This is a genomic window from Kitasatospora sp. NPDC002522 (genome assembly GCF_053595195.1).
This window is the reverse complement of the sequence record NZ_JBSFXE010000004.1, coordinates 177,438-192,527: the sequence shown is the minus strand read 5'-3', so window position 1 is coordinate 192,527 and position 15,090 is coordinate 177,438. Positions and strand designations below refer to the sequence as shown.

The 15,090-nt window shown below is 74.0% G+C and carries 14 protein-coding genes; 6 read left to right on the top strand and 8 right to left on the bottom strand.

The genetic code is table 11. The annotated features are described in order from the left end of the window. Window position 1 precedes the first annotated feature (1 nt). From ACWD4U_RS05015 to ACWD4U_RS04995, 5 genes are all read right to left on the bottom strand, one after another. Window positions 2-736 carry a hypothetical protein gene (locus tag ACWD4U_RS05015; protein WP_363449940.1) on the bottom strand — a complete coding sequence of 245 codons (735 nt, stop codon included), beginning with the start codon at window positions 734-736 and terminating at the stop codon, window positions 2-4. A 107-nt stretch (window positions 737-843) separates the two neighbouring features. Beyond that, window positions 844-1,806 carry a trypsin-like serine peptidase gene (locus tag ACWD4U_RS05010; RefSeq protein WP_363449942.1) on the bottom strand — a complete coding sequence of 321 codons (963 nt, stop codon included), beginning with the start codon at window positions 1,804-1,806 and terminating at the stop codon, window positions 844-846. 210 nt (window positions 1,807-2,016) lie between these two features. After that, complete coding sequence (locus ACWD4U_RS05005) at window positions 2,017-3,522, bottom strand: MFS transporter (protein ID WP_363449944.1); 1,506 nt, start codon at window positions 3,520-3,522, stop codon at window positions 2,017-2,019. A gap of 168 nt (window positions 3,523-3,690) precedes the next feature. After that, window positions 3,691-5,403: a DUF885 domain-containing protein gene (locus ACWD4U_RS05000; RefSeq protein ID WP_363449946.1), complete on the bottom strand. Its 1,713-nt coding sequence runs from the start codon at window positions 5,401-5,403 to the stop codon at window positions 3,691-3,693. 30 nt (window positions 5,404-5,433) lie between these two features. Then, on the bottom strand, window positions 5,434-6,111 hold the full coding sequence (locus ACWD4U_RS04995; protein ID WP_449787107.1) for a rhomboid-like protein: 678 nt from the start codon (window positions 6,109-6,111) through the stop codon (window positions 5,434-5,436). A gap of 139 nt (window positions 6,112-6,250) precedes the next feature. Here ACWD4U_RS04995 and ACWD4U_RS04990 point away from each other — a divergent pair, with 139 nt between their 5' ends. Then, window positions 6,251-6,997 carry a TetR/AcrR family transcriptional regulator gene (locus ACWD4U_RS04990; protein ID WP_363449950.1) on the top strand — a complete coding sequence of 249 codons (747 nt, stop codon included), beginning with the start codon at window positions 6,251-6,253 and terminating at the stop codon, window positions 6,995-6,997. Between the two features lie 142 nt (window positions 6,998-7,139). Here ACWD4U_RS04990 and ACWD4U_RS04985 read toward each other — a convergent pair whose 3' ends face one another. From ACWD4U_RS04985 to ACWD4U_RS04975, 3 genes are all read right to left on the bottom strand, one after another. After that, window positions 7,140-7,979, bottom strand: coding sequence for a fumarylacetoacetate hydrolase family protein (locus ACWD4U_RS04985; protein ID WP_363449952.1), 840 nt, complete (start codon window positions 7,977-7,979; stop codon window positions 7,140-7,142). A gap of 179 nt (window positions 7,980-8,158) precedes the next feature. Then, window positions 8,159-9,265 carry a DUF6745 domain-containing protein gene (locus tag ACWD4U_RS04980; RefSeq protein WP_363449954.1) on the bottom strand — a complete coding sequence of 369 codons (1,107 nt, stop codon included), beginning with the start codon at window positions 9,263-9,265 and terminating at the stop codon, window positions 8,159-8,161. 66 nt (window positions 9,266-9,331) lie between these two features. Then, window positions 9,332-9,658: a hypothetical protein gene (locus ACWD4U_RS04975; protein WP_363449956.1), complete on the bottom strand. Its 327-nt coding sequence runs from the start codon at window positions 9,656-9,658 to the stop codon at window positions 9,332-9,334. Window positions 9,659-9,809: 151 nt separating this feature from the next. Between ACWD4U_RS04975 and ACWD4U_RS04970 the strand changes: the two genes are divergently transcribed. From ACWD4U_RS04970 to ACWD4U_RS04950, 5 genes are all read left to right on the top strand, one after another. After that, complete coding sequence (locus ACWD4U_RS04970; RefSeq protein WP_363449958.1) at window positions 9,810-10,760, top strand: STM4015 family protein; 951 nt, start codon at window positions 9,810-9,812, stop codon at window positions 10,758-10,760. 6 nt (window positions 10,761-10,766) lie between these two features. After that, window positions 10,767-11,981, top strand: coding sequence for an STM4014 family protein (locus ACWD4U_RS04965; protein ID WP_363449960.1), 1,215 nt, complete (start codon window positions 10,767-10,769; stop codon window positions 11,979-11,981). A 108-nt stretch (window positions 11,982-12,089) separates the two neighbouring features. After that, on the top strand, window positions 12,090-12,911 hold the full coding sequence (locus tag ACWD4U_RS04960) for an STM4013/SEN3800 family hydrolase (RefSeq protein WP_363450263.1): 822 nt from the start codon (window positions 12,090-12,092) through the stop codon (window positions 12,909-12,911). Beyond that, window positions 12,908-14,233 (top strand): STM4012 family radical SAM protein, encoded by a 1,326-nt coding sequence (locus ACWD4U_RS04955; protein WP_363449962.1) that lies wholly within the window; start codon window positions 12,908-12,910, stop codon window positions 14,231-14,233. Before ACWD4U_RS04960 ends, ACWD4U_RS04955 begins: the two co-directional genes overlap by 4 nt. Beyond that, window positions 14,230-15,078: an STM4011 family radical SAM protein gene (locus ACWD4U_RS04950; RefSeq protein ID WP_363449964.1), complete on the top strand. Its 849-nt coding sequence runs from the start codon at window positions 14,230-14,232 to the stop codon at window positions 15,076-15,078. Before ACWD4U_RS04955 ends, ACWD4U_RS04950 begins: the two co-directional genes overlap by 4 nt. Window positions 15,079-15,090 lie beyond the last annotated feature (12 nt).

The window sequence follows — 15,090 nt, the reverse complement described above, 5'->3', positions numbered from 1 at the left end:
GTCAGCGGGGTGGGTGGCGGCGGTGGGCTCCGCGGAGGATGAGGGCGGGGGTGGTGGGGTCGTAGGCGCCGCAGGCGGTGGTGGACCAGGGGGACCACTGCTGGGGGACGGTGTAGTAGGGGACCAGGGTGGGGCCGGGCTTGGCGGGGAGCAGGGCCGGGAGGACGTCGGGCTGCTGGCCGGCCAGGATCGCGCGGCGGCAGGACGGGCAGGCGGGACGGCGGTCGGCGGCGGCCTCGCGGGCCGTGTGGGTGGGCCGCTGGCGGGCCTTCTTGCCCTTGCGGGTCGGCTGGTGGCCGGCGGGTCCGTGCAGCGGGTTGTAGTAGCAGCGCACCGCGGGCGGCTCGGGCCGCTGCCCGGCGTGCAGCGCGTGCGCGGCGGCGAGCCGTTCGACGGCCTGTTCGGCGAGCACGACCGCGGCGGCCAGGTCGGGCAGGTCGGTCTCGGGCGCGTCGGCCTGGTCGAGCAGCCGGCCGGCCGCCTCGTACGCCTCCAGCGCCCACTGGTAGCTGCGGTGGGCGGCCGACTCGGCGGCGGAGAGCCGGAGTTCGGCGGCGCGGAAGACCGTGCCGGCGGCGGTGACCCGGTCCGCGGCCAGGGTGCGCAGCCGTTCGCGCAGCACCTCCCACTCGCCGATCAGCAGCGCCTGCTGTTCGCGCAGCTCGCGGCGGGTGGGGGGCGGCGCGGTCCGCTGGGGAGCGCGCAGCAGGCCGAGGAACCACCAGCGGCGGAACACCTGTCCGGGTCTCCTGTCCGTGTCCGTACGGGGCTGACGCCCCATTGTGGTCCGGATGCGAAGGAAGGGAAGGCCGGGGCGGGCGCGGAGGGCCGGTTGACGGGCCGTCAGCCGCCGGCGGCCTGCTTGAGCAGGTCCGCCACCGTGTGGTCGAAGTAGGCGCTGTAGGAGGTGTCGTCGGTGTCGCCGCCCTGCTGGTAGCCGCCGATGACGCCGACCACCTTGCCGGTGGCGGTGTCGACGAACGGGCCGCCGCTGGTGCCGCCCGGGAAGGAGGGGCAGTCGATGCGGCGCTGGAAGGTGTCCTGGCGGGCGGTGGCGTTGGTGCAGAGGATGGGCGCCTCGGTGCCGGCGGGGTAGCCGTACAGGCGGGTCTGGGCGGTCCAGGAGGCGTCGGTGCCCAACGGGTTGCCGCCGACCACGTCCTCGATCCGGCGGCCGCCCTGGGGGGCGACCCGGAGGATCGCGAAGTCCTCGTCGGGGTCGCTGCCGGAGCGCCAGCCGTCCGCGGTGTAGATCTTGGTGACCTGCCAACTGCCGTACGGGGTCTGGCCGTCACGATAGCCGGGGGCGAAGGTGACGCCGTCGGCGGTGTCGAGGCAGTGGGCGGCGGTGAGGATCAGGTCGCGGCCGGGGCTGTCGATCACGCTGGCGGTGCAGACGTGGTTGCCGGGGCCCGCGGCGCCGGTGAACAGCGCGCCGACCCGGTTGGCCTCGGGGCCCGCGGCGACGGCGGCGGTGACGCCGAGGGTGACGTCCGGCGGGGCGGTCGGCATGAGTTGGCGGGGCGCGTCGCTCGGGTCGATGGACTGGGCGGCGCGCTGCAGCTGTTCCTCCGCCTCGGACGGCGTGGGGCTGGGCGTCGGGCTCGGCGCCGCGGGGACGACGGTGGCCGCGGCGCTCGGGGCGGAGTCGGCCGACCCGGCGAAGGCACTGTCGTTCGAACGCGCGGTGTTGGCGGAGAGCAGGCCCACCGCCGCTATCGCTCCGGCCACGCCGACGGCGAGCACGGAGGTGACGACGACGGGTCGGAGCGAGCGGCGGCTGCGCGCCCTGCGGTGGCGTCCCAATCCTCGGCCCCGTTCCTGCCCGGTCGGCGGTCAACGCGGTGTCCACGCCGGGGACCGGCGTGGACACTGATACTGAACACTCAAAATATGCGCTGCCGAGCTGGAAATGCCGTGATGGGTGTCTGGGAGACTCGTGAGATTTCCGACGGCGGACAGCAGGTTCTCATGAACGGGCGCCGGAACGGGATCGACACCCTGAGTGCCGCGGCGTCAGGCGAGCACCTGCGCCTCGTCGGACTCGGCGGTCCTGCCCTCGGCCTCGCCCGGCGCCGGGCGGTGGTTGATCATCAGGAACGCGATCACCGCGGCCGCCAGCAGGATGCCCATCGCGACGGTGGTGGCCACCGTGTAGCCGTGCACCGCGCCCACCGCCTGGGTGGCCGGATCGGCGGCGTTGCGGCCGGCCACCGCCAGGTAGGTCGCGGTGGCACTGGCGGCGATGGTGTTGAGCAGCGCGGTGCCGATCGAACCGCCCACCTGCTGGGCGCTGTTGATGATCGCGGAAGCCGCGCCGGTCTCGTTCGGCGGGACGCCGAGGGTGGACAGGCTCATGGTCGGCATGAAGACCAGGCCCATGCCGAAGCCGAGCAGCAGTTCGGCGGGCAGCACCATGGTGCCGTACGGGCTGTCGACCTGGAGCTGGGTCAGCCAGGCCATGCCGCCGGCGCCGAACAGCAGCCCGGGGACGACCAGGTTCCGGGACGGGACGCGGGTCATCAGCCGGGAGGCGATGCCGGTGGCGGCGAGGATGATCGCGGCGGTCATCGGGAGGAAGGAGACGCCGGCCATGACCGGCGAGTACCCCTTGATGCCCTGCAGGTAGTAGGTGAGGAACAGGAACAGGCCGTACATGCCGATCACGGCGAGGCCGACCGAGAGCGCGCCGCCGGCCCGGTTGCGGTCGCTGATCAGGTGCATCGGCAGCAGCGCGTGCGCGGTGCGGCGCTCGACGAGGGCGAAGACCGCCAGCAGGACGACGCCCAGGCTCAGCGAGCCGAGCACCAGCCAGTCGCTCCAACCGCGGGAGACCGCTTCGGAGGTGCCGTAGACGATGGCGAGCAGGCCGCCGCAGCCGAGCACCGCGCCTGGCAGGTCTAGCGGGATGCGGTGCGCGCGGTCGATGTGGTCGCGCTGCAGCAGGTAGTACGCACCGATCGCGGCGGCGATGGCGATCGGGACGTTGACGTACAGGCACCAGCGCCAGGACAGGTACTCGGTGAGCAGGCCGCCGGTGATCAGGCCGATCGCGGCGCCGCAGCCGGCCAGAGCGCCGAAGACGCCGAAGGCGGTGGCGCGTTCGCGCGGGTCCTTGAAGGTGGTGGAGAGCAGCGACAGCGCCGACGGGGCGAGCAGGGCGCCGAACGCGCCCTGCAGGGCGCGGGCGATGAACAGCACCGCGCCGGTGGTGGCGAAGCCGCCGAGGGCGGAGGCGAACGCGAAGCCGAGCAGGCCGATGATGAAGGTCCGCTTGCGGCCGTACAGGTCGCCGATCCGGCCGCCGAGCAGCAGGAGTCCACCGAAGGCCAGCAGGTAGGCGGTGATCACCCACTGGCGGTTGCCGTCGGAGATGCCGAGCGCCTTCTGCGCGGACGGCAGGGCGATGTTCACGATGGTCGCGTCGAGCACGATCATCAGCTGGGCGATGGCGATGACCGCCAGGGCCCACCAGCGGCGCGGATCCGCCGCCTGGGAGTCGGGGGCGTGCTGGGGGGTCACCGTAGGGCCGCCTTCCGCAGATCGGGAGTGGGGCAAGGGAGCGCACGGCGCTTCCTCCACACAACTCCCGGTCAGGGAGAAGGGCAAGGCGGTATGTCCGGTTGTGTCACGATGTGGGACGGTGTCCCGGATGTCCGGCCGCATCGGCCACCCGGGACGGCTCCCGGGCTACAGCGCGCTGAGCTCGGTGACCAGGTCGTCCAGGCCGAGCGAGCCCTGGGAGAGCGCCGCCATGTGCCAGGCCTTCAGGTCGAACTCCTCGCCGCGGGCCTCCGCCGCCGCCCGCGCCGCCGCCCGGCCGCGCAGCCAGGCCCGCTCGCCGAGCTTGTAGCCGATCGCCTGGCCGGGCATGCCCAGGTAGCGGACCAGCTCGCTGTCCAGGAAGTCGACGGACAGGCCGCAGTACTCGCCGAAGAACTCCCGGGCGTTCTGCGGGTCCATCGCCTCGCCGGGACGGAACGGCGAGTCGGCGGGGAAGGACAGTTGGGCGTGCATGCCGATGTCGACGATCACCCGCAGCGCCCGCATCATCTGCGCGTTCAGGTAGCCCAGCCGGTGGCCGGGGTCGGTCAGGTAGCCGAGCTCGTCCATCAGCCGCTCCGCGTACAGCGCCCAGCCCTCCAGGTTGGCGCTGACGCCGCCGAGGGTGACCTGGTAGGTGGAGAGCCGGTCGGCGACGTGGGTCCACTGGGCGAGTTGCAGGTGGTGACCCGGAACGCCCTCGTGGTACCAGGTGGAGACCAGGTCCCACACCGGGAAGGCCTCCCGGCCCAGGGTGGGCAGCCAGGTGCGGCCGGGGCGGGAGAAGTCCAGCGACGGCTGGGTGTAGTACGGGGCGGCCGCGCTGCCGGCCGGGGCGATCCTCGACTCGACCCGCAGCAGCGGCTCGGCCAGGTCGAAGTGGACGCCCTGCAGGTCGGTGATGGCCTGGTCCATCAGGCCCTGCAGGTACTCCTGGACGGCCTGCTCGCCCCGGATCGCGGGACCCTCGGTCTCCAGCCACTTCATCGCGCGCATCGGGGTCTCCCCCGGCCGCACCTTCTCCGCCTCAGTACGCATCTGGGCGTCCAGCTCGTGGAACTGCTCCCAGGCCCAGGCGTACGCCTCGTCCAGGTCGAGCTCGGCGCCGGTCCAGTAGCGCACCCAGCGGGTGTAGCGCTCCCGGCCGACCGCGTCCGGGGTGTCGGCCGCGGCCGGGCCGTAGACGTCGCGCAGCCAGTCGCGCAGTTCGGCGAGGGCGGCGGTGGCCTGCACGGCGGTGGCGGTCAGCGCCTCCCGCAGGTGCTCCGGCGCGGGCCGGACGAACTCGGCGAACCAGCCGCCCTCCCGCTCGCCCGCGATCCACTCGCCGAACTGGCCCACCACGGTGGACACTTGACGGGGGCCCGACAGCAGCCCGCGGCGGATGCCCTCCTCCAGGGTCTCCTGGTACTGCTCCAGCGCCAGCGGCACCCGGGCCAGCCGGCGGCCCAGCCGCAGCCAGTCCTCGTCGGTGTCGGTGGGCAGCAGGGTGAAGACCTCGCGCAGGTTGTGCACCGGCGAGCCGAGGTTGCGCACCGCGCGGAACTCCTCGCCGGCGTCGTGCACCGCCAGCTCGGCGGTCAGGCGTTCGCGCAGCAGTCGGGCGCAGCGGCGCTCGGCCTCGTCGTCGGCGGCGCCCGCCGCCTCCGCGGCGTCCAGCGCGGCGAGGGTGCGGCGGGAGAGGTCGGCGAGGGCGGCGGAGCCGGCCGGCGAGAGGTCGGTCAGCCGGTCGTCCTCCGGGTTGAGCCCGAGGTAGGCCGCGGTCAGCGGGTCCAGTTCGGCGAGGGCGCGGACGTGGTCGTCGGCGATCCGGCGCGGGGTGGGGCCGTCCGTATGAGGAGTGATCAGTTCATGAACCATCCGGCCATCCTGTCGCAGCCGGTGGCGAATTCAACCCCTGTCGGTCCCCTGTGTGGTCAACCTTCGACTCGCCGTCAGCGAACGCACGGTGCGCCACGGGTCCCAGGTCGGCCGTCCCCGGGTGATCGGCTTGAACGCCAGCCCGATCAGCACCGAGCAGAAGTGCCCCAGGTCGGTGAAGGTGTGCGAGACCAGCAGCGGCACCAGGTAGAACCCCACCAGTGCGACCCCGTACACCCACCGCCAGGCCCCGGCGAAGGCGTACGTGAGCACGCCCTCGACCCCGGCCAGCGCGTACGAGACGCCGACGTCGATGGTGCTCGACATGTTCTCCGGCAGCACGTGGTGGTGCACGCCCCAGGCAACCACGCCCTCGCTGACGAAGGTCGCCACCACGTGCGCGGTCAGCGCCACCGTCAGCCAGCGCCAGGTGCCCAGCCAGCGCTCGGCCGGGACGTGGAAGAGGTGGAAGACCACGAAGTAGAACGCGAAGTTCGCCTGCTCCGTCCAGATCAGACTGGCCAGCAGCGCGTGCACCGGATGGGACGTCAACTGGTCGATGTTGGTGGACCGCTTCTCCAGGAAGAAGTCGAGCGTGCCCGGGTCCATCCGGGCCACCACGAAGCTCGTCATCGCCAGCACCGCCAGCCACACGTACGTGCCCGGGGACTTCCGGATCCACTGCCAGACCGCCCGCAACCACCGCACCGGCCGCTCCTCGCCGCCCAACCGCTGACACCTGGTCACATTCTGCGGTCGGCCGACCGCTCCCGCCCGGCAGGCGCCGGCCGGAGACGGCCGTGCTGGGAGGGGTGCGACGGCCCGCCGGACGATTACGCTGGCCCGCATGGCAGCGACCCCGTCCCCGCTCGAGGACCCCACCGCCGCGGAGCGCCCCCGCCGCGCCGCCTACCGCCGACTGCCCGTCCAGCAACGGCGCGAACAACTCATCGCCGTCGCCCTCGAACTCTTCGCCTCCCGCCCGCCCGAGGAGGTCTCCCTCGACGACGTCGCGGAGGCCGCCGGGGCCTCCCGCCCACTCGTCTACCGCTACTTCGCCGGCGGCAAGCAGCAGCTCTACGAGGCCGCCCTGCGCAGCGCCGCCACCGAACTCACCGCCCGGTTCTCCGTCGCCGACGCCACCGGCACCCCCACCGAGCAGCTCGGCGCCGTGCTCCGGCGCTACTTCGCGTTCGTCGCCGAGCACGCGGCGGGCTACGGCGCGCTGCTGCGCGGCGGCTCGGTGGCGGAGACGGCGCGCACCTCGGCGATCGTCGACGAGGTGCGGCGCGCCGCGCTCCGGCGCACCCTGCGCCACCTCGGCGTCCGCGAGGCCGGGCCGCGGCTCACCCTGCTGGTCCGCTCCTGGATCTCGGTGGTCGAGGCCTCCGCGCTCAGCTGGCTCGACGAGGGGCGGCAGATCCCGGTCGACTCGCTCTGCGACTGGCTGGTCGACCAGTTCGTGGTGATGGCCGGCGCGACGGCCGTCCGCGACGCCCAGACCGCGGAGGTCCTGCACGGCTGGCTCGCCCTGGAAACGGCGGACAGCCCGGCGGGAGTCCTGATCGGACGGCTACGCGACATAGGCCTTTAGGGGCCCGGGGAACGGCGGGGGTGCGTGGCGGCGAGGGTCACTGGGCGCTGCAAGGTCTCGGCGCATGGACGTCTCCGAAGACCTACCGCCGGACTGAGACCGCACCGCCACTCGCCTCGCAGTTCCCCGAGCCCCTGAAGACCTATGCCTGGCCCAGCGTCAGCGATTGCCGGCCCAGGCCCTCGACCTCCAGGGTGAGCTTGTCGCCCTCGCGGAGGAAGGGGGTGCCGGGGCGGCCGAGGGTGACGCCGGCGGGGGTGCCGGTGACGATGATGTCGCCCGGGTCGAGCCGCATGAAGTGGCTGAGGTAGCGGACGATCTCGTGCACCGGGAAGATCATGTCGGCGGTGCTGCCGTCCTGGCGGAGTTCGCCGTTGACCCAGAGGCGCAGGGCGAGGGCCTGCGGGTCGGGGACCTCGTCGGCGGTGACCAGCCAGGGACCGAGCGGGGTGAAGGTCTCGGCGGACTTGCTCTTGTCCCACTGGCCGCCGCGGTCGAACTGGAAGGCGCGCTCGGTGACGTCGTTGACGGTCGCGTAGCCGGCGATGGTGGCGGCGGCCTCCTCCGCGGTGGCGAGGTAGCGCCCGGTGCGGCCGATGACGACGGCGAGTTCGACCTCGTAGTCGGTCTTCTCGCTGCCGCGCGGGATGAGCACCTCGTCGTTGGGGCCGGCCAGCGTGTTGACGGGCTTCAGGAAGACCACCGGCTCGGCCGGGATCGCGGCGCCGGCCTCCTCCGCGTGGTCGCGGTAGTTGAGGCCGATGCCGACGATCTTGCCGGGGCGGGCGACCGGCGGGCCGATGCGCTGTCCGGTGAGGTCGACCACGGGGAGGGCGGCGAGGTCCACCGTCGCGGGGTCGAAGGCGGCGAGGAAGTCGCCGTCGAGGTCGGCGGTGAGCGGGGTGAGGTCGTGGGCGGTTCCGTCCGGGGCCAGTACGACCGGTCGTTCGCCGCCCGCGGGGCCGATGCGGAGGAGCTTCACTGCCCATCACCACCTGGTTCGTCTCGTGCGGGCGGGCCGAACCCCGCCCCCGGTCTCCGAGGTATATCAACCGGCGGCGGCGACGGAACAGTGGTGACGGCTCGGCGAATTCCTCCCAAACGGGGCGGAGGGGGTGCGGCCCGAATCAGCGCGCCGCACCCTTGACAGCACGCGGACGGTCAGGTTTCGCGCTGCGGGCGGTAGTCGTCCTCGGAGACCCCGAAGGTCCAGGCGACGCCGGCCCGGGCGGTGCGGGTGCCGGGCGGGACGCGCAGGTAGTAGGTGCGGAAGGTGCCGTCGGGCTCCGCCGTGGAGTTGACCACCTCGACCATCACCACCGGTTCGTCGTCCGGGAGTTGGATCCGCCACAGGATGCCGGTCTCGTCCCGGTGGAGGGGTTCGGCGCCGGAGTCGGCGAGGTAGCGGTCGTAGCCGAAGTGCTCCAGCATGACGCGGCGCAGTTCGGCGTTCTCCTCGGCGCGGATCCGCTCGGCGGTGAGGCCGGTGAGCTGGTCGAGGAAGTCGGCGGGGACGGGCATGCCGCGCCAGGCGTACAGCGCGAAGCCGTCGGCGTACGCGAGGGCGGGGCCGTCGGCGCGGTCGAGCCGGCCGGCCTCGTCGCGGTGCAGGGCAACCGGGCGCTCGCTGAGCAGCACGGTGCGCTCGTACGGCCACCACCAGCCGGTCTGGCGGGCGACCGAGGCGAGGGCGGCGAGTGCCTCGTCGCCGGTGCCGGCGGTGTCGAAGGCGGCCAGCCAGGGGGCGTCGTGCTGGCCGGCCACCGCGTCCAGCAGGGCGAGCCGGATCTCGGCGCGGGCGTCGCCGGCGGTCTTCCGAGCGGCCTTGTTCTCCGGCTTGCGGGACTCCGCCCAGTCGAGCGGTTCGGGCTCGGGGGCGAAGTGGTCGAGCACCGCGGCGCGGACCCGCTCGGCGGGCAGGCTCGCGGTGGCGGCGAGTTCGGCGCCGGTGGCGCCCCAGATCTCGGTCCAGCCTGCCGGGCCGTGCGCGGTGAAGGCGCGGGTGCGGGCCCGCTCCCAGGCCCGGGTGCGGATCTGCTCGCGCACGCCGGCTCCGAACTCACCGCGGTGGGCGAGCAGGTCGGTGACGGCTGCGAGCGGCGACGGGTGCCAGCGGAACTCGACCGGCTCGGCCAGGCCCGCGGCCCGGTAGGCGTCCCGGACGGCCTGTTCGGCGGTGGCCCGGTCGGCCGGCCCGGTGGCGGCCGCGACGCCGCGCCAGTGCGCCACCGACTGCTCGGCCGGACGCCCGGTCAGCTGAGTGCTCATCAGTTCTGCTCCCTCATCGCTTCCGTCTGCTCGGTCCCGCACGATCCGTTCGCCACCGCGGCCGGTTCAGTCCGCCACGATGCGGACCGCGCCGGGCACGTACTCGCGCTGGCGGACCACCCGGAACCAGCCGCTGGGCAGGGCGATCACCGCGTGCTCCTCGTGCACCACCCGGCCGCCCTCCGGCAGGTGCAGCCAGGCGCGGCCGAACGGCCCGGCCTCGCGCACCAGTTCACCCGGGCCGACCACGGCGTGCGCGTGCCCGGTGACCTCGCCGAGGGCCAGCACCAGCCGGCCCCGGGCGTCCCGCGGCTGGCGCGGCAGCGCGGCCACCGTGGCGGGCACGGCGCCCTGCTCGACCGGCACGATCAGTACGTCGCCCTGGCGGTACACGGGACCTCCCGCTCTCCGGTCCGACGGTGTGTCGGACGCCCCGAACGGAAAGCTAGGCCCGGGGTCTGACACCGCGTCCCCCGTTCCCTCGGCTGTCCCCCGGGCCTGGTAGACAGGGTCCGGCCGCACGACGAGCAACGAGGAGCAGCGCATGGCGATCAGCCGGCACATCGAGGAGTTCCACGGCCTTCCGGTCACCGATTTCCGCGCCGCCGCGGACGACGGGAAGCTGCCGCAGCCCGCCGCCACGGCCTGGCGGATCGCGCTGGACTACGACGACGAGATCGGCTTCGCCGAGGTCTGGGAGCGGTTCCTGGAGACCGTCGCGGTGGAGCAGGTCACCGCGGTGGTGATCGGTTCCTGGTTCACGGACGAGCCGGACACCCTGACCGAACCGCTGGCCGCGGTGCTGGCCTCGGCCGACCGGCTGCCCGCGCTGCGGGCGCTGTTCGTCGGCGACATCACCTACGAGCAGTGCGAGATCTCCTGGCTGCAGATGTGCGACGTGACCGCCGTCCTGGAGACCTTCCCCGCGCTGGAGGAGCTGGTCGTGCGCGGCGCGAGCGGCGACTGGGACGGCGCCGGCGGCCTGGCCCTCAAGCCCGTGAAGCACGAGCGGCTGAAGGCGCTGCGCTTCGAGGCGGGCGGCCTGCCGGGCGCGGTGGTCCGCTCGGTCGCGGCCAGCGACTTCCCGGCGCTGGAGAAGCTGGAGCTGTGGCTCGGCGTCGGCAACTACGGCGGCGACTGGACGATGGAGGACCTCGCGCCGTTCCTGTCCGGCGCCAACCTGCCGGCGCTGCGCCACCTCGGCCTGCAGAACGCCGAGCAGCAGGACCGGATCGCCGCGCTGGCCGCGCAGGCGCCGATCGTGCCGCGGCTGACCGGTCTCGCCCTGTCGATGGGCGCACTCACCGACGAGGGCGCCGCGGCGCTGCTGGAGGGCCAGCCGCTCACCCACCTGAAGACCCTGGACCTGCACCACCACTACCTGACCGAGGGCATGCAGCAGCGCCTGCGGGAGGCCCTGCCCGGCGTCGAGCTGGACCTCTCCGACCAGGAGGACCCGAACGACAACTGGCGCTACGTCGCGATCTCCGAGTAGGCGGTCTTGACGGTGCGTCAGCTGGTCGTGCTGGGCTGCCCGGGGCAGCGACGGGTGGAACTGTTCACCGCCGCCGCCCGGGCGGCCGGACTGCCCGCGCCCGCGGTGCTGCCGTGGTCCGAGCTGCTGCGCGGGCGGTACGAGCTGCAGCCCGGCGCGGTGGTCCGGATCGACTCGCCCGGCGAGGACCCCGAGGCCGACCGGCTGCTGCGCGGGCCCGCGCTGGGCGCCGGCTACGCGGCCACCCGGGTCGAGGGCGGCCCCGCCTGGTACGCCGGGCTCACCGCCGCGCTGCGGGAGCTGGCGTCCCGACCGGGGGTGCGGCTGCTCGGCGACCCGGCGGAGATCGCGGTGATGTTCGACAAACGCCGCACCCACGCGCTGCTCGCCGCGGCCGGGGTGCCGGTGCCGCCCGCGCTCGACGGCGAACCGGTGGGCGGCTACCGGGAGTTGCGCGAGCGGCTGGCGGCGGCCGGACTGCACCGGGTGTTCCTGAAGCCGGCGCACGGCTCGTCCGCCTCGGGCGTGGTCGCGCTGGAGTTCGGGCCGCGCGGCCAGGTACAGGCCACCACCTCGGTTGAGCTGACCCCGGCCGGGTTGTTCAACTCGCTGACGGTGCGCCGGTACCGGTCGACGGCGGAGGTCGCCGAGCTGGTCGACCGGCTGGCGCCGGAGGGCCTGCACGTCGAGCGCTGGGTGCCGAAGGCCGGGCAGGGCGGGCGCTCCGCCGACCTGCGGGTGGTGGTGATCGGCGGCCGGGCCACCCACGTGGTGGTGCGGACCAGCCGCCACCCGATGACCAACCTCCACCTCGGCGGGCAGCGCGGCGAGACGGAGCTGGTCCGGGCGGCCGCGGGCGACGCGTGGCCGCGGCTGCTGGCCACCGCGGAGGCCGCCGCCGAGTGCTTCCCCGCCTCGCCGATGGTCGGCGTCGACCTGCTGCCGGTCTCCGGCTGGCGCCGGGCCCTGGTCGGCGAGGTCAACGCCTTCGGCGACCTGCTGCCGAACCTGACAGGCCTGCCCGACGGCCCGGCCGCCGGCCTGGACACCTACGCCGCGCAGCTGCGGTCCCCCGCATACGCCGAGGTGGCGCACCGCCCGGACGCGCACCGCCCGGACGCGCACCGCCAGGGGCGCGGGGAACTGCGCGAAGCGGAAGGGGAGCGCCCGCGAGATCGCGCCGACGAGGGCCAGTTGCACGTGGACGCGACCTGGCGGTAGGTGCATGGCCGCTCGCGCAGTTCCCCGCGCCCCTGACGGGGCACCGACCGTCAGCGCACACTCGCCCGACCTGAGAGACCCCACATGCCCCACCACGACATACCCGACATGAACGCCGTCGTCGGCTCGCACGACCTGCTGCTGGTCACCCTCGACACGCTGCGCCACGACGTCGCCGCGGAACTCCTCGCCGCCGGCCGGTTGCCGAACCTGGCGGCGGTGCTGCCCGGCGGGCGCTGGGAGAAGCGGCACTCACCGGGCAGCTTCACCTACGCCTCGCACCAGGCGATCCTGGCCGGCTTCCTGCCCACCCCGGCCTCCCCGGACGGGCCGCACCCGCGGCTGTTCGCGGCGCGCTTCGCCGGCTCCGAGACCACCGAGCCCCGTACCTGGGTCTTCGACGCCCCGGACCTGCCCACCGCGCTCGGCGCGGCGGGGTACCGCACGGTCTGCATCGGCGGCGTCGGGTTCTTCAACAAGCAGGGCCCGCTCGGCTCGGTGCTGCCGAACCTGTTCCAGGAGAGCCACTGGGCGCCGGAGCTCGGCGTCCCCTCGCCCACCTCCTTCGAGTCCCAGGTCGCCGTCGCGGAGCGGGTGGCCGCCGAGCAGCCGCCGCAGCAGCCGCTCTTCCTGTTCGTCAACGTCTCCGCCCTGCACCAGCCCAACTGGTTCCACCTGCCCGGCGCGACCCGCGAGGACGGCGACACCCGGGAGAGCCACGCCGCCGCGCTGGAGTACGTGGACGCCCATCTGGGCCGTCTGTTCGCCGCCATGACGGCCCGTCGGCCGTGCTTCGCCGTGGTCTGCTCCGACCACGGCACCGCGTACGGCGAGGACGGTTACACCGGTCACCGAATCGGCCACGAGGTGGTCTGGACCGTCCCGTACGCGCACTTCACCCTCCCCGCCGCGCAGGAAGCAGCCGAGTGACCACCGAAGCAGCGATCGCCCCGTACCAGTCGTACGTCTACGCCTACCCGCACAAGACGGCCTACCAGCCGCTCCGGGACCGGCCGTCGCTCGCCGAGCTCTGGCGCGGCGAGCGGCAGCACGCGCTCTCGCTCTACCTGCACGTCCCGTTCTGCGAGGTGCGCTGCGGGTTCTGCAACCTGTTCACCCGGATCGGCAGCCCCGAGGGCCTGACCACCGCCTACCTGGACGCGCTGGATCGGCAGGCCGGCCAGGTCCGGGAGGCGCTGGACGCGGATGCCCGGTTCGCCCTCGCCGCGTTCGGCGGCGGGACCCCCACCTATCTGACGGCGGGTGAGCTGGAGCGCCTGTGCGACATCGCGGAGCAGCGGATGGGCGCCGACCTGCGGGCCGTCCCGCTCTCCGTCGAGGCCTCGCCCGACACCGCGACCGCCGACCGGCTGCGGGTGCTCGCCGAGCGCGGCACCACCCGGCTCAGCCTCGGCGTGCAGTCCTTCCTGGACGACGAGGCGCGGGCGGCGGTGCGGCCGCAGAAGCGGGCCGCGGTGGAGGCCGCGCTCGGCCGGGTCCGGGACGCGGGCATCCCGGTGCTCAACATCGACCTGATCTACGGCATCGACGGCCAGACCGAGGCCAGTTGGCTGCAGTCGCTGGACGCCGCGCTGGCCTGGCGGCCCGAGGAGCTCTACCTCTACCCGCTGTACGTCCGCCCGCTGACCGGCCTCGGCCGGCACGCCGACGGGCCGTCGGCCGACTGGGACGAGCAGCGGCTGCGGCTCTACCGGGCCGGTCGCGACCATCTGCTCGCCGAGGGCTACGAGCAGGTGTCGATGCGGATGTTCCGCCGCGTCGGCGCGGCCACCGCGAGCGCCGGGGAGTACGCCTGCCAGACCGACGGCATGGTCGGCCTGGGCTGCGGGGCGCGCTCCTACACCTCGCGGCTGCACTACTCCTTCGACTACGCGGTGGACGCCCGCGAGGTGCGCCGGATCATCGACGGCTACGTGGCCGCCGAGGACTTCTCGCGCGCCGAGTACGGCTGGTGGATGACGCCCGAGGAGTCCCGCCGCCGGCACTTGGTGCAGTCGCTGCTGCAGGGCGAGGGTGTCGATCTGACGACCTATCGACAGCGCTTCGGCGCCGCCCCGGCGGAGGACTTCCCGGCCGAGCTGGCGGAGTTCGCGGCGCGCGGCTGGCTGGCCGACGGCGGCGGGGAGCGGCTGGTGCTGAGCGCGGAGGGGCTGGCGTACTCGGACGCGGTCGGCCCGCGGCTGTTCTCGGCCGAGGTGCGCGAGCGGATGGCGGGGTACCAGGCGAAGTGAGCGCGCTGACCGTCCTGTACCGCGGGCCGCTCTCCTCCTGCGACTACGACTGCCCGTACTGCCCGTTCGCCAAGCGGCGGGACTCCCCCGAGCTGCTGCGCGCCGACCGGGCGGCGCTGGAGCGGTTCACCGCCTGGGCCGCGGAGTACCGGCACGGGCCGCTGTCGGTGCTGTTCACGCCCTGGGGCGAGGGGCTGGTGCGCTCCTGGTACCGCAGGGCGATGGTCGAGCTGAGCCGGCTGCCGCACCTGGCGCGGGTCGCCGTGCAGACCAACGCCAGCTGCCGCACCGACTGGCTGGCCGAGGCCGACCTGGCCAAGCTCGCGCTCTGGGTCACCTACCACCCGGGCCAGGTGACCGAGCCGCGCTTCCTCGCCAAGTGCGCCGAACTCACCGCCCTGGGCGTCCGGTTCAGCGTCGGCGTGGTCGGGCAGCCGGAGCACCTGGCGGCCGCCCGCCGGCTGCGTGCCGCGCTGCCCGCGAGCACCTACCTGTGGGTGAACGCCGCCGAGGGCCGGACCTACACCGACGCCGAGGCCGCCGACTGGAGCGCCCTCGACCCGCTGTTCTCCTACAGCCGCCACCCGCACCCGTCGGCCGGCCTCCCGTGCCGCACCGGCGACACCGTGGTCTCCGTCGACGGCGAGGGCACCGTCCGCCGCTGCCACTTCGTCCGGCCCCCGCTCGGCAACCTCTACGACGACTCCTACCGCCGCCAACTCCAGCCCCGCCCCTGCCCGTTGGGCACCTGCGACTGCCACATCGGCTACGTCCACCTGGAGACCCTGCCGCTCTACGACGTCTTCGCCGGCGGCGTGCTGGAGCGCATCCCGCACGGCTGGTGAGGGAAGCGCTCC